Origin of the sequence: Clostridium sp. YIM B02569, from assembly GCF_022320765.1 — a bacterium.
Taxonomy (GTDB): Bacteria; Bacillota; Clostridia; order Clostridiales; family Clostridiaceae; genus Clostridium; species Clostridium beijerinckii.
In genome coordinates this window covers 1-15,003 of record NZ_JAKJJX010000016.1, presented here as the reverse complement: position 1 = coordinate 15,003, position 15,003 = coordinate 1, and the positions used below count along the sequence as shown (strand labels likewise).

Genomic DNA, 15,003 nt, shown 5'->3' with positions numbered 1-15,003 from the left:
AAAAATACTATATTTATGTTACATAATGCTTATAGCTTTTTCGAATTTAGAATATTTATTTTAATTAAATAAATAATTCTATACTGCGCCCTCTTCTCCAGTGCTCTCTTCCTTATTAGCTCTTTCCATTTTTGAGATTGATACCTCATATGCAATCTTTTTCACAACTTCACTATCAGATACCTTTTTTTGATATTCTCTGCTTTGAAGTCTTCCCCATACCTTAATATTATCTCCAACATTTAAAGTTTGACAGAATCTTGAGTTCCTTCCCCAGGCAATAGTTGGAATATAATCTGATTTATTGTATGCTCTATTTACGGCAAGTAATACATCTGCAATCTCACGTCCAAATGGTGTAGTTCTATAAATAGGCTCCTTACAAATGTATCCATCTAAAAATATTTCATTGGGATTTTTACTTCTTTCTAGACATGGTTCAATGTTTCTTGCAAAAACAGTAAGTATTAGCTTGTTAGATCCATCAATAAACTTGTTATAAGATCTAAGTTGACCTTCAACAATTATTTCCACACCCTCATCAAGCTTTATGTCACTTAGTAATCTTTCTGAAACAGTAATATTTAATTTATCTACTGAATCACTTAATCTCATTACATCTAAATCAAAAGTGTAGAAACCCTCCCCATACATTTCATGACTAAACTCTAATCCAGATGTTACCTTGCCTTCAAGGTAAATTTTGTTATTTAACATCAAATTATCCATTGTAATCCCTCTCTCCATCGGAAATTATTTTATTTTGTGTAATATATGCTCCCACTAGCATATATTACCATTATAATACAAAAACTAGTTTATTTTCAATAAATATTAATTATTTTTATCCGATGACTAACTGCCCTTAGTAAATCACAATTTTAAAGATAGTAGTAAGTGGCACTAGTCCCTGGATAAGTTCGTCTAAGATTCAGCCCCAGCTGAATCAAGTTTCACTTTATGTTGAATCCCTTGATTGTCTACGCTATAGTTATCTGAATATATCATTTGACCTACTGATTTAAACTCATATCCTTTATCCTTTAGTTCTTTAATAATTCTATCTAAATTATTTGGAGTATACTTTGCATTATTATGAAAAAGAAGTATAGATCCTGGTTTAACGTTTTTCATAACTCTGTTATATTCAGTTTCTTCAGATATCTCTTTCCAATCTACAGAATCAACACTCCATTGAATTGGTACATATCCTAGGTTTCTTACTTTTGAAAAAGCCTCTTTATTATAATCTCCACTTGGAAACCTAAATAGCTTAGGTCTTTCACCTGTATATTTTTCAATTGTATCATTAGTCTTTTCTATCTCCTCTTTCATTCTATCTGCTCCTATTTTAGTGAACATAGGATGTTTGTAGCTATGATTACCTATTTCATGCCCCCTCTCCTTTATTGCCTTAAGCTTCTCCACATTGTCCTCGCTGTAATTTACCCATCCCCCCATTATGAAGAATGTTCCTTTTACATTATATTTGTCCAATATGTCTAATATTACATTCAAATTATCTTTTTCTGCCCAATTTATATCAAATGTTAAACTAATAACTTTTTCATTAGTATCAACACAATATATAGGATCTTCTTCCTGAATATTACCCATTGCCTGTATCGCTTTGCTAATCCCTATAGATATAAATACTAAAAAGATAATCAAAAATATGTCAATACCGATTCTCTTTTTCTTCCACGTCACTTTCCATGCTCCTTTTAACTTTATATTTTATATTTAAACTATATGCATTACATATTTTTTTATGCTATTAAGTAAACTTAAACTTATAAATTATGATATACTCCTATTCACTAAAAAAAAATTTGTGTTATAATAAAAGGAGATTTTCATCAATTATGGAGGTAATTATGTACGAAAGTTCATCAGAATTAGCAGAAAATAAGTTATTAATGTTATATGTTTTAAAATCAATAAAAAATCCTATATCAAATACTCAGCTTACTGAAATAATTCTTGAAAATAACTTTATTAATTATTTTACATTCCAGCAATATTTATCAGAGCTTGAGGAATCTAAATTCGTTGAATATCATGATGTAAATGATAAAAAATTATTGATATTAACAGAAAAAGGAGATAATGTTCTCTCTTTATTTAAAGATAGAATATCCCCTTCAAAAATGTCTACTATTAATGACTATATAAAAGAAAAAATAGAGTCTATAAAAAAGGAATTAACTATACATTCTGATTACACATTAGGTGCAAACGATAGTTTTATTGTTAACCTTAAAGCTGTAGAAAACGACTCGTTATTAATGGAATTAAAATTATCAGTTCCATCCAAAAATCAAGCTACTTCAATTTGTGCTAAATGGAAAGAAAATCCTTCCGAAATTTATACCAATATAATAAGTTTATTAATTAATTAAAGTTACTTTTATCGATTTAAGACATAATCAAAAAAATAATATTTCCATCGGCCACGCCTATTTTCCACAATTGGAAGTTTGACTCGCATGCGCTCACTGAGTAAGCGATTCACACCAAATCATAGATTTGGGTTCTCTTTTTATCAGCGGAATGCCCTAATAGCAGGCTATGAGGCCATTCTACTTCCTTGCCTGATAAAAAATAATCATGGTATTTTGGACTTGTTATTTTCTTTCATATGTCTAAGTTAAAGTCATACCATTGGGTTCATTTCCTATTGGTATGGTTTTTATTCTCCTATTTTTCATATCTATTATATTCAGTACTCCATTCAAAAAATCTCCAACAAATATGTTATCTCTAGATTTCACTATTCCTCTAGGCATTCCGCCAACATCAATTTTTTCCTCTTCTTTAAGTTCATTTAAATTTACAATACTTATAGAACCATCACATAAATTAGAAACATATAGGAAGCTGTCTTCTTCAAATAAATCTACTGGCGAGTGTCCAACTTGAATTTTATTTATTAATTCAAGAGTATTTAAATCTATTATTCCAACACTACCATTTTTATCACGCCCAAGATAACTCATACATACGTATAAATATTTTTTATTTTGTGATACGCTTATCTTTGCAGGAGTATTTTCTACTTTAATTCGTTTTATCTCCTTATTATTTATATAGTCAATTATAGATATACTGTCATCTCCCATATTACTTATAAAAACTAAATTTCTATCTTTTAATAATGTGATATTATGAGGAAATCTTCCTGTTGGTATTTCGAAATTAATCCTATCATTTAGCAAATCGTATATTATTAAAGAGTCAGATTCTCCGCACGAAACATAAGCAATATCATTATAAGCCACTATATCATTTGGATGCGCTCCTACATATATATTGCCTTCTTCTTTAAAACTATTAAAATCTATCAACGATATGCTATTATTATAGTTATTTGCAACTAATAGCTTATTTTTATATAATGATAATCCATGAGGGCCAAATGGACCTTCACCAATAGATAAAACTATATTTTGAGTATTTAGATTCTCAGTGTTTATTTTATTCAAACTATCTGAACCAGTATTGCATAAAACAATATAACTCACTCCATTCCCCCCTTTTAAGATAATCATTCTACTATCTATAATATATTCTGAATATATATTATTGGTACAACTTATTAACTTCATTATCTTTATTTATTGACAAATTTCTTGTATAATAAAATGAGCTTAACTAATTACATTTTCAAAGTAAGTAATTTTGGAAAATTCTTTATACCTGCTTACTTTTCATGTATATAGTTATATTTTATCTTAAGGAGTGTGTGGAATGTTTTCATATAAAACAACTGGTGTTTGTTCATCTACAATAAATCTTGAAATTGAGAATAATATTCTTAAAAATGTAGAATTCGTTGGAGGATGTGCTGGAAACTTATTAGGCATTGGTCAATTAGTTAAAGGTATGCCTGTGGATGATATAATAAAAAGATTAGGTGGAATAGATTGCAGAAATAAAGGAACATCTTGTCCTGATCAGCTATCAAAAGCACTATTAGCTTGGAAGAAAGAAAATTCTATAAACTAAAAATAGATTATAAATTTCTAGCAATAATTTATTCAATTTTGCTAACATAAAAACCATGCATAAGTAAAGAAACTCTTCTTTCTTATGCATGGTTTTTATGTTTTATTGAACTTCAATCCGTACTATTTTTATTGCAAATAGTCTTCTCTCTCCCCAGATAGTAATGATAAAGTATTTGTTATTTCCTCAATTACATCTTTATAACTTAGATATATTTGAATTTTTATAACACTATAATCTTCACTTATCTCTTCTACTCTTCCATAAAGATATTTACCTTTATCTATTAAATTCTTTAATATTAAATTATTGTCTTTTGGAACATACCCCATTACAAATCCTTCTGTTGTTATAACTTCAATTGCATTTTTATCATATTCATTATCAAAATCTCTTTTTAAATATACAATATCCTCTTCCAATAATTTATTGTATATTTCACTCATATCAAAGTAGATTGTTCCAGCAATATTTACACTGGTTAAATATATATCTTTAACATGAGCATCAATATGCATATTCTCATCTATTTGAACATATTTTTTATTCTTTTTGCTACTTGATTTAATCAAAAGTGAATTTAATGCTCTTCGTACATCACTAACAATCTCTGTGCTAATAGCGTCCTTAATAGTTTCTTTATCCAATGAATCAAACTCGTCTTTAAATCTTTGAAGATTTGCAGCCGCTTGAATTCTAGTCTCAATTAAAGGTGATTTTAGCGCCTGAAAGTTAATATCCTTATATTCATCTATAAAATCTTCATATTGTGCATATTTTATAATTATAAAGAAACAAATTTGTGCTATATCCTCATAAAGTAAATTTTCTATTTTTAATTCATCCTGTCCGCTTAATATTTCAGTCATTGGTAATTTTTCCAACCCTAATTTAAAAGCACATTTTTTTATAGCCTTATTTCCAATGGAAAATGCATATTTATATAAAAGTGCATTTGTATAATCTCTTTTTATAATTAATTCAAATTCACTTTTCTTTAATCTATACTTCGTTCTATCTGCACAACTTATTAATACACTACTTTCAATTTCTATATTGTGAACTTCATTCGCAATTACATTATACCACAACTCTTTCTTGCAAATTTTTTTACAATTATCTACTATTTCTTTATAATCATTATTTAACTTATACGAATTTGAATTTCCTTTATTCTTATATTCATCAATAATAATAGCTTCTATTGAATATAATATTGAAATTACAGCATATAACGAATATATGCCACCACTTATATTATCAATAATTTCTAATAACTTATTGCAAACTTTTGTTGAATACTTAATATCATCCAAACTATAGTCTGAAAGCAATGTACTGAAAGATTTTGCAAAAACTTCAATCTCTTCTTTTGAAAATTTTGTATCCTCCAAATAGCTCAGAAGATCTAATGAAAGCATAGTGTAAGATAATAATTCCGTAATGCCAACACTATTATCACAACCTTTTTCAATCATCCATTTTTTTATCTCATAAGTTGTAGGAGTAAGATTCATTATACAAAATATCTTCCCATATCCTTTAGATCTTTTTGAAATCTCAAAAATTATATTATTACAACTTCCAATATATTCATATGACTTGATTGTATAGAAAATATATTCATTATGAATAGAAAACACATTTAATATATCCTTCAAGTTTTTAATGCTACATATAGGCGAAAGTAATATCCCTAATTTCACCGCTTCTGAATACGAACTCTCTTTAAGTAAATTATTTACTCTCTTGCTCATTGCTTGTAACATCTCTTTATTATTCTCCATCGAATCTTTGAAGATTTTAATCAAGTTTTCATAATAACCGATGATTGGATTTAACGTAATATAATCATGGACACTTGATAATTTTTCTTCATCCAAAGCATAATTACATAAATGTCCTACTAGCTCACTAGCTAGCCTATTCTTTTCATAATCCTGAAGTTTACGAACTTTGTTCGTAATAATCTTAAATTCCCTTCTTCCAGCCACTTCAAAGTCTTGATAGCTATATAGTGTATCTGGATTTCTATCACGAAATTCTTTTAAATCATAATAGATTGAGTTCTTATTATTGATGTAATTTTCTATTTCTATCTTAACCATATAACTTTCACTACTCCTTTTAATCAAAATTCCGAAGCTTGCCTCGGAATCTTTTGATTTATATTCTTTTAGACTAATTCGGAAAATATATGTGCCCCAATTCTACTTATTAGGAAATTTATTTCTTATAATTTTTCTCATATCTCCAATCATGTATAATGATCCACTAACTACAATTAAATCCTCTTCCTTAGCTTCTTTTAACGCTAGAGAAAAAGCCTCCTCATAACTTTCTAATGCAATAGTATTTGAATTATAGTTTAATATTTCCTCTTTCAAATTTTCACTAAGTTCAGCTCTTTCACTATGTGGTGTAAGTGCATAAACTTTTTCAGCTAATGGTGTTATTTCCTGTACCATTTCTTTTACTTGCTTATCTGCTAAAATACCAAGCAATAAGTATAATTTATTATATTTAAAATACTTTTCTATATTTTTTCTAAGAGCTTTAATTCCATCTATATTGTGTGCCCCATCAATTACTATCGTAGGTTTCTTTTTTAAGACCTCAAGTCTTCCTATCCATACAACTTCCTGTAAAGCTTTCTCAATTAAGCTTGTATTTAATTCTATTTTTTCATTCTCGCATAATACCTCTATTGCACTTAAAGCAACTCCCAAATTTAATATTTGATGTTCTCCAAGCAAAGGAAATTTAATCTTATATATATTTTTAATACTTTTAACAACTACATTTTGATAAAAATCATCATAATTGATATCAACCAATTTTCCATTTTCCTTATTTACAAAATATACTTTTGAGCTTTTTTCTTCTGCTATCTTTAATATTACTTCTTCTGCCTCTTTTTTTTGAGGATAAAGTACAACTGGTATATTTTCTTTTATAATTCCGGCCTTTTCTTTTGCGATATCTTTTAAATTATCACCCAATATATTTATATGATCTAAACTTACTGATGTTATTACACTAACCTTAGGCGTTAATACATTGGTAGAATCTAATCTTCCACCAAGACCAACTTCAATTACTCCATAATCTATTTTTTCTCTATAGAAATGCAAAAACATTAATGCAGTTATGATTTCAAACTCAGTAGGATGTTCATATCCTTCTTCAATTACTTTATTAACTACTAATTTAATTTCTTCTACTAAGTCTACTAATGATTTCTTGCTAATATTACTCCCATTTATCTGAATTCTTTCTTCAAATTCTTCTAAATATGGAGATGTATACATTCCTACTTTATATCCCATTCCAATCAATATTTTTGATATCATAGCTGTAGTTGATCCCTTGCCATTAGTCCCTGCAATATGGATAAGTTTAAGTTTTTCATGTGGATTTCCAAGTAACTCTAAAATTCTAAAAGTTCTTTCAAGTCCATAATTAGATCCAAACTTCCCCACGCTTGTAATATAATCCATTGCGTCTTTATAAGTCATGCTCATTTTTCTTACCTCTTTGTCTTTTATGTTTTTCTATAAATGCAAATTCTAAATAGTATGTATTTACTTTACATTATATCTTAATTCTAGTGAAATGACTAATTAAAAGCTAAACAAAAACATCTCTGTACTAAATTTATTCCATAATTCTTCAAGAAGAAACTCGAAGGCGACTGTGGTTAAATTCCGTATTGTGGCTTTGCGCCCTTTTCATAATATCTATGATCTTCTTTTACACCAATTTCTAAACTTATTAAATTCACTCAATAATAGAGATATTAATATACTCGCTAATAAAATAGACAATATAATCAACACAGAATTTGTAACTGAAATTTCAATTTTCCAAAACAATATTACTAATTTTATTCCTGTAAAAATTAATATGCATCCAACTCCATATTTCATGAACTTGAACATATTATTCATCTTTTCTAATATATAGTACATACTTCTAAGTCCTAAAATCGCAAAAATATTAGAGGTATAAACTATGAAAGTATCCGTTGTTATAGAAAAAATAGCTGGGATTGAATCTATTGCAAAAATAATATCTGAAAATTCTATTATTAAAAGTACTATAAAAAGAGGTGTAGCATAAATGATCTTATTCTGCCTAACAAAAAATTTATTTCCATGCAAAACATTTGTTATAGGCATTATCCTTCTTAAAATCTTAACTGCCAAATTATCATGAAATTGAATATTATCATCTTCCCTAAGAAATATTTTTGCACCACTAAGTAGCAATAATACTCCAAAGATAGATAATATAAAACTAAATTTATTTACCATAGCTACGCCAAGTAAAATGAAAATTAACCTTAATACCATCGCCCCTATAACGCCATATAGAAGTATCCTTTCCTGGTATTCTTCCTGTATTCTAAAACTTGAAAATATCATCAGAAATAAAAATAAATTATCTAAACTTAACGACATTTCTACTATGTAACCACCAAAGTATTCTATTGCTGATGTTTCACCTCGTGTGTAATATATAATAATATTAAATAAAATTGATAAGGATATCCAAAAAATTAAGTTAAGTAAATGCCTTCTCGCTTTCAAAATTCAAACGCCTCCATATATATTATTCTAGAATTATATATATTAATAATCCTCCTATTATATCCTTACCTTGCAAAAATTTTTAACTTTTTTCATTTTACTAACTATACAATAATTGAAATTATTATGAGGTTAATAATTCAATGCATATTGGGTTATATGCTCTAATAGCCTCTTTATCTTTCAGCGTAATATGAACCTAAAAAAATAAAAAGATATTGCTAAGTTCCAAGGAACTTAGCAATATCTTTTTTACTGAATTTCATTAAAATTATTTTAAAGCTTCAATTCTAACTTTAACAGCTTCTAACATTTCAACATACTTAACTCTCTTTTCTTTTTCAGCATCAACAACTGCTGCTGGAGCTTTAGCAACGAAACCTTGATTTCCTAACTTTTTATCTATTCTATCAATTTCCCCTTCTAGTTTCTTTGCTTCTTTATTTAATCTATCTAATTCCTTATCTTTATCTACAAGATCAAGTAGTGGCATGAATAATTCCCCACCTTTAACAACTAGAGATACAGCATTTGCAGGAACATTAGCCTTATCACTTATAAATTCTACTTCTGATGCAGACGCTAGCTTTTCAATGTATGCTACACCTGAGTTAAATGCTTTTTTAGCATCCTCAGCTATATAGCAGATTACTTTTGCCTTTCTTGAAGGTGGTACGTTCATTTCAGCTCTAACATTTCTTAAACCTTTTATAGCTTCAATTACAAATGCCATATCATCTTCTGCTTCTTTATTTACTAAAGCTTCATCAAATTCAGGCCAAGCTGAAGTTGTTATTGTTTCTTCATCACTTAAGTGAGTGAATATTTCTTCTGTTATAAATGGCATAGCTGGGTGTAATAATTTTAATCCTGTAATTAAAACTGTATTTAATACGTTATAAACTATTCCCTTAGCTTTCTCATCTTCTCCATAGAATACAGGTTTAACAAGTTCTATATACCAATCACAGAATTCAGTCCACATAAAGTCATAAACTTTTTGCATAGCAATTCCAAGTTCATATTTTTCCATGTTTTCTGTTACTTCTTTTATTAAAGTATTCATTTCTGATAATATCCACTTATCAGCTAAAGAATATTCTTTGCAGTCTTTATATTTGTTCATTACTTCTTTATCAAGGTTCATCATAACAAATCTTGAAGCATTCCAAATCTTATTTGCAAAGTTTCTTGATGATTCAACTCTTTCAGGATAATATCTCATATCATTTCCTAGAGCATTACCAGTAGCTATCATAAATCTTAAGGCATCAGCACCATAAGTTTCAATTACTTCTAGTGGATCAACACCATTTCCTAAAGATTTACTCATCTTTCTACCTTGAGAATCTCTAATTAAGCCGTGAATAAGCACCGTATTAAATGGAGTTTCTCCCATGCAGTGAAGTCCTGAGAATATCATTCTTGCAACCCAGAAGAAGATAATATCATGTCCTGTAACTAATGTACTTGTTGGATAGAAGTATTCTAAGTCTTCTGTTTTGTTTGGCCAGCCAAGTGTTGAGAATGGCCATAATGCTGAAGAGAACCATGTATCAAGTACATCATTATCTTGTTTAATATTGGAGCTTCCGCATTTAGTACATGCCTTTGGAGCATCTTCAAGTACCATCATTTCTCCGCAATCTTGACAATAATATACTGGAATTCTATGTCCCCACCATAATTGTCTTGAAATACACCAGTCTTGGATATTTTCCATCCAGTTGAAGTATATCTTATCAAATCTTTCAGGAACAAATTTAGTTTTGCCATTCTTAACTACTTCTACTGCTGGCTTTGCAAGACTTTCCATCTTAACATACCATTGTTTTGAGATTATAGGTTCTACCGTAGTTCCGCACCTATCATGAGTTCCAACATTATGAGCGTGATCTTTTATCTTAACTAAGAGACCTGCTTCTTCTAAATCCTTAACTATAGCTTTTCTTGCTTCATATCTATCTAGACCTTTATATTTACCACCTTTTTCATTGATAATTCCCTTATCATCCATTACTCTTATGATTTCTAAGTTATGTCTTTTACCAACTTCAAAGTCGTTAGGATCATGAGCTGGAGTCATCTTAACTGCACCAGTTCCAAATTCTAAATCTACATATTCATCGCCAACTATAGGAATCTCTCTATTAACTAGAGGAAGTATTACAGTTTTACCTATAAGGTGTTTATATCTTTCATCATTAGGATTTACAGCTACACCACTATCTCCAAGCAATGTTTCAGGTCTAGTTGTTGCTATTTCAATAACCCCGCTTCCATCAGCTAATGGGTAATTGATATGCCAAAAATGCCCTGCTTGTTCTTCATATTCAATTTCTGCATCTGATAATGCTGTTTGACAGTGTGTACACCAGTTAGTTATTCTATTCCCTTGATAAATCAAACCTTCATTATAAAGCTTAACAAATACATGTTTTACAGCAGCACTAAGGTTTTCATCCATTGTAAATGCTTCTCTTGTAAAGTCTGCAGATACCCCAAGCTTTTTAACTTGGTTTCTTATTGTAGCTCTATACTTGTCACTCCATTCCCAAACTTTTTCAAGGAATGCTTCTCTTCCCATTTCTTTTTTATCATAACCTTGTTCTGCTAACTGATTTGCAACTTTAACTTCTGTCGCAATTGACGCATGGTCTTCTCCAGGTAACCATAATGTACAATATCCTTGCATTCTCTTAAATCTAATAAGCATATCTTGAAGAGTATCATCAAATGCATGCCCTAAGTGAAGTTGACCTGTTATATTTGGTGGCGGCATGATTATTGTATATGGTTTTTTATTCTTATCGATTACTGGAGTAAAGTATCCCTTCTCCTCCCAATTTTTATAGATCCTATCTTCAAATTCTTTTGGATCATATGTAGTTGATATATTTTTTATTTCTTCTGACATTTTAATTCCTCCAAACTTAGTTAAACTAACAATTAACTTGTTAACTTTTTATATTCTAAACAATAAATATTGTAAAGAATATTTATTCCTAAGAATATATATTCTTTAGAATATGCACTGCAATTGCTGTGTCTTAATAAGTCAAATCCGACTCACATTCAGTCTCTTTGGGCTTTCGAATAAGCGAATATAAAATACAGACTGTGAAAGTTCCAAGAAGCAAATATAAAATTTTGATTCTCAACGCAAAAAGAGCCTTCATCACAAAAGGACGAAAGCTCGCGGTACCACCTTTATTTCCACATATACAGAATTACTGCATTAATGGACTCTTAATTTAAATAACGATTCAGACAAACCGTCTTTAGCTACTATTATTTCACTAAAGAAGCTCAAAAGCTACCTTCAAAATTTCTTGCATAAGGGTTTTCAGCGCCTCCCTCTCTCTTCCTAGTTCTTGCTAGTTCTTTCTAAATCTATGATTTAGCTAAAGAACTGTACTCCTCAGCTCGTCTGAGTGAGTTTCCTTGCTAAAAGAACCGTACTCCTAAACTCTCCTGAGTTAGTTTCCTTTTAATGCTCAAAAATTTCTACTCCTCTTTTTCATTGCTTTTATATATTATATTATTACTTTAACTCACATAAACTTCATGATTAACTTTAAAGTGTTAATCATGAAATTTGAACTCTCACTTATGATATCTTATAGTATAATTTTTGTCAATAATAGTTTTCCAGTACTTTTTCTATGATAGTCTTCCTTATAATACTTTTTCAAGACCATTATAAGTTTTATCCTATTTAACCCGCATTATTCCTATAAATATTTATATATGTTCCTATGTATATAGAAACATATTTTTCTATATACATAGATAAATTTAATCATATATTACTTTAAAACTATATTTCTATAAATAATTGTTCATATAAATATAGTTTCATTTTTATTGAATTTAAATAAGATAATTACTTAAGGATGATATTTAGCATGTCTATCTGTAGCACCTTTCTACAGCTTCTAATAATCTATCCAATGCTTCTTTAAGCACCTTTGTCGGACATGCTAAATTTATTCTCTCGAATCCTTTACCCTCATCGCCAAAAACATAACCTTCATCTAAGAAAAACATCGCTTCTGTTGTCATAAATTTTTCTAATACCTTATGATCCTTCTCCAATGTTCTAAAATCTAGCCATTGCAAATAAGTTCCTTCTAGGTTTATTATATTGACCTCAGGAATATTACTCCTAAAAAAGTCTTCTACAACTTTTCTATTCTTATTTATAGTCTGTATAAGTTCCTCAAGCCATTGCTCGCATTCATTATAAGCAATTTCACATGCTTTATATCCAAAAATATTAAGACCTAAATTTCCTGTAGACTTTCTACGTTCATACCTGACTTTATCTCTTATTTTTTTATTTTTAATAACAATATTAGAAACTTGAAGACCTGCTAAGTTAAAAGTCTTACTTGGTGCTGTACAAATAACTGAATTATTCGCAAATTCTTCAGATATATTTGCAAAAACTGTATGTTTAAACCCTGGCATTATTAGATCAAAATGAATTTCATCAGATACTACAATAACATTATTATCACAACATATTCTACCAATATTTTTTAACTCCTCTTCACTCCAAACTCGTCCGACTGGATTATGCGGATTACATAAAATTAGTAATTTGGTCTCCTCTAATTTGGCTTTCTCTTCGAAATCTTCAAAATTTATTTCATAATGATCTTCATTAAGTATTAATTCACTTTTTATTATCTTTCTATTATTATCTGTAATTGCTTTATAAAAAGGATAATATACAGGTGTCATCACTAAAACATTATCTTCCTCTTTAGTAAGCGCTCTAACAATTGTATATAGTGCTGGCACAACACCTGAGAATTCAGTAATCCATTCTTTCTCTATATTCCATGTATGTCTTCTTTCCATCCAATTGCATACTGCTTTATAATACTTATCTGTAGCTTCTGTATATCCCATAATACTAGAGTCTATATATTCTTTAAGCCCTTCAATAATTTCTGGTGGATTTTTAAATTCCATGTCTGCAACAGAAAAAGGCACTATAGATTCACTAACATCATTATTAATTTTTCTCATCAAATTCCATTTACTTGCACCTACATTATTTCGAGATACTAGTGTTTCAAAATCATACTTCATTAAAAATACCCTCCTTAATAATTTTTATTGCCTCATGTGCTTATTCATGTAATTCTAAGGGCAGACCATCTGGATCACTAAAAAAAGTAAATTTCCTATTTGTATATTCATCTATTCTAATTGGCTCTGTTTCAATCCCTTTTTCATTTAACTCTCTTATTACTTCTTCAATATCTTTTACATGAAAAGCTAAATGTCTCAGTCCACATGCTTCTGGATATGATGGTCTCTTAGGCGCATTTGGCATAGAGAAAAGTTCAATTTCACTACTTCCTATCTTTAAATCTAGTTTATATGAATCCCTATCTTTCCTATAATTTTCTCGTATTATTTCAAATCCTAATATATTTACATAAAAATTTTTTGATACTTCATAATTAGACGCAATTATCGCAATATGATGTATATGATTTATATCCATAAAATTCTCCTTTTTAAGCACTAAATTATATAAAATTATATATTTATGTTTTATAAAAAACAAGATGCAAAATTATAGGGATGATTATAAAATAATCATCCCTAATATTGTGAAAATATTATTACTTATTAAATACTTACATTACTTTCCCGGGCAATATTGCATCTAATACTCCAATAACTAAAGCAGCTAAAATTGCTCCAATGATAGATACTGCCATAGTTGGAACAAAAAATTGAGCCACATATAATATTATTGCTGCTATGAAAAATCCTTTTATACCTCTTCCAAAAGGTGATGCATCAACACCCATGAACGCCTCTACTAGATAATCTATTACACTTATTACCACCGCAGCTATTAAAAATGACCACATTCCTGTAATAGTAAAGCCAGGTGTTAAGAAAGATGTTATGCCTAAAACTACAACTGTTAAAACCAATCTTATAATCCATCCACCTATGCTCCTGTTATTAGAACCCTCTTTTGCTGAATGTTCTTTATCATGTACCATAAATAATTACCTCCTTAAATTAAAAAATTAATTTTATTTGGGTGTAATTATATTGTTCCCACCTTATAAAAATATATTATGTTTTTTATATGTAATATTAATTAGTATATAAATGATACTTCCAATACTGTATAAATAATCAAATTAAACAAATTTCCCTTGCTAAGGTTTCGCAATTTCATAAAAATTATCTATGAGATATTTTAGATGTTCTCTCAATTCGCTCCCTTCCATGGGCTTTCCATGACTTGGAATTTCCAAATTAGGTTTTAACTCCCAAAGTAAAATAACTAACTATAATAGTGCATTTTTACTTGAATAATTTTACAGTTAAATAAAAAAGCCGATTCCTAAACTATTTTTAA

12 protein-coding genes and 1 other annotated feature are annotated in these 15,003 nt (G+C 28.9%); of the genes, 2 read left to right on the top strand and 10 right to left on the bottom strand.

Translation table 11 applies throughout. The features are described 5' to 3' along the window. Positions 1 to 78: 78 nt before the first annotated feature. Positions 79 to 729 (bottom strand): single-stranded DNA-binding protein, encoded by a 651-nt coding sequence (locus tag L3B96_RS15280; protein WP_011969113.1) that lies wholly within the window; start codon positions 727 to 729, stop codon positions 79 to 81. Positions 730 to 924: 195 nt separating this feature from the next. After that, a complete protein-coding gene (locus L3B96_RS15275; RefSeq protein ID WP_077829203.1) occupies positions 925 to 1,710 on the bottom strand; it encodes a polysaccharide deacetylase family protein in 786 nt (261 codons plus the stop codon). Positions 1,711 to 1,877: 167 nt separating this feature from the next. Here L3B96_RS15275 and L3B96_RS15270 point away from each other — a divergent pair, with 167 nt between their 5' ends. Continuing rightward, a complete protein-coding gene (locus L3B96_RS15270; RefSeq protein WP_011969111.1) occupies positions 1,878 to 2,402 on the top strand; it encodes a DUF4364 family protein in 525 nt (174 codons plus the stop codon). A 243-nt stretch (positions 2,403 to 2,645) separates the two neighbouring features. On the opposite strand, the gene L3B96_RS15265 is transcribed toward L3B96_RS15270, so the two are convergent. Then, a complete protein-coding gene (locus tag L3B96_RS15265) occupies positions 2,646 to 3,524 on the bottom strand; it encodes a YncE family protein (protein WP_238947994.1) in 879 nt (292 codons plus the stop codon). A gap of 226 nt (positions 3,525 to 3,750) precedes the next feature. Between L3B96_RS15265 and L3B96_RS15260 the strand changes: the two genes are divergently transcribed. After that, on the top strand, positions 3,751 to 4,008 hold the full coding sequence (locus L3B96_RS15260) for a TIGR03905 family TSCPD domain-containing protein (protein WP_011969109.1): 258 nt from the start codon (positions 3,751 to 3,753) through the stop codon (positions 4,006 to 4,008). 128 nt (positions 4,009 to 4,136) lie between these two features. On the opposite strand, the gene L3B96_RS15255 is transcribed toward L3B96_RS15260, so the two are convergent. The 7 genes from L3B96_RS15255 to L3B96_RS15225 all read right to left on the bottom strand — a co-directional run bounded on the left by L3B96_RS15255 (position 4,137) and on the right by L3B96_RS15225 (position 14,638). Continuing rightward, positions 4,137 to 6,116 (bottom strand): HIRAN domain-containing protein, encoded by a 1,980-nt coding sequence (locus tag L3B96_RS15255; RefSeq protein WP_238947993.1) that lies wholly within the window; start codon positions 6,114 to 6,116, stop codon positions 4,137 to 4,139. Positions 6,117 to 6,218: 102 nt separating this feature from the next. Further along, a complete protein-coding gene (locus L3B96_RS15250) occupies positions 6,219 to 7,532 on the bottom strand; it encodes a folylpolyglutamate synthase/dihydrofolate synthase family protein (RefSeq protein WP_238947992.1) in 1,314 nt (437 codons plus the stop codon). Between the two features lie 216 nt (positions 7,533 to 7,748). Further along, positions 7,749 to 8,600, bottom strand: coding sequence for a TerC/Alx family metal homeostasis membrane protein (locus L3B96_RS15245; protein ID WP_238947991.1), 852 nt, complete (start codon positions 8,598 to 8,600; stop codon positions 7,749 to 7,751). A 271-nt stretch (positions 8,601 to 8,871) separates the two neighbouring features. Further along, the gene (locus L3B96_RS15240) at positions 8,872 to 11,517 is read right to left on the bottom strand and encodes a valine--tRNA ligase (RefSeq protein ID WP_238947990.1); all 2,646 of its coding nucleotides are present in this window, start codon (positions 11,515 to 11,517) and stop codon (positions 8,872 to 8,874) included. A gap of 264 nt (positions 11,518 to 11,781) precedes the next feature. Next, positions 11,782 to 12,133, bottom strand: a binding site (T-box leader). 379 nt (positions 12,134 to 12,512) lie between these two features. After that, complete coding sequence (locus L3B96_RS15235; protein ID WP_238947989.1) at positions 12,513 to 13,703, bottom strand: MalY/PatB family protein; 1,191 nt, start codon at positions 13,701 to 13,703, stop codon at positions 12,513 to 12,515. Positions 13,704 to 13,743: 40 nt separating this feature from the next. After that, positions 13,744 to 14,124: a VOC family protein gene (locus tag L3B96_RS15230; RefSeq protein WP_011969103.1), complete on the bottom strand. Its 381-nt coding sequence runs from the start codon at positions 14,122 to 14,124 to the stop codon at positions 13,744 to 13,746. A 136-nt stretch (positions 14,125 to 14,260) separates the two neighbouring features. Beyond that, positions 14,261 to 14,638, bottom strand: coding sequence for a phage holin family protein (locus tag L3B96_RS15225; RefSeq protein WP_238947988.1), 378 nt, complete (start codon positions 14,636 to 14,638; stop codon positions 14,261 to 14,263). Between the last annotated feature and the right edge of the window lie 365 nt (positions 14,639 to 15,003).

Excerpts from the sequence above, each read along its gene's own strand:
- L3B96_RS15280 (WP_011969113.1), bottom strand. The coding sequence starts at position 729 with ATGGATAATTTGATGTTAAATAACAAAATTTACCTTGAAGGCAAGGTA.
- L3B96_RS15270 (WP_011969111.1), top strand. The coding sequence starts at position 1,878 with ATGTACGAAAGTTCATCAGAATTAGCAGAAAATAAGTTATTAATGTTA.
- L3B96_RS15260 (WP_011969109.1), top strand. The coding sequence starts at position 3,751 with ATGTTTTCATATAAAACAACTGGTGTTTGTTCATCTACAATAAATCTT.
- L3B96_RS15255 (WP_238947993.1), bottom strand. The coding sequence starts at position 6,116 with ATGGTTAAGATAGAAATAGAAAATTACATCAATAATAAGAACTCAATC.
- L3B96_RS15250 (WP_238947992.1), bottom strand. The coding sequence starts at position 7,532 with ATGAGCATGACTTATAAAGACGCAATGGATTATATTACAAGCGTGGGG.
- L3B96_RS15240 (WP_238947990.1), bottom strand. The coding sequence starts at position 11,517 with ATGTCAGAAGAAATAAAAAATATATCAACTACATATGATCCAAAAGAA.
- L3B96_RS15235 (WP_238947989.1), bottom strand. The coding sequence starts at position 13,703 with ATGAAGTATGATTTTGAAACACTAGTATCTCGAAATAATGTAGGTGCA.
- L3B96_RS15230 (WP_011969103.1), bottom strand. The coding sequence starts at position 14,124 with ATGGATATAAATCATATACATCATATTGCGATAATTGCGTCTAATTAT.
- L3B96_RS15225 (WP_238947988.1), bottom strand. The coding sequence starts at position 14,638 with ATGGTACATGATAAAGAACATTCAGCAAAAGAGGGTTCTAATAACAGG.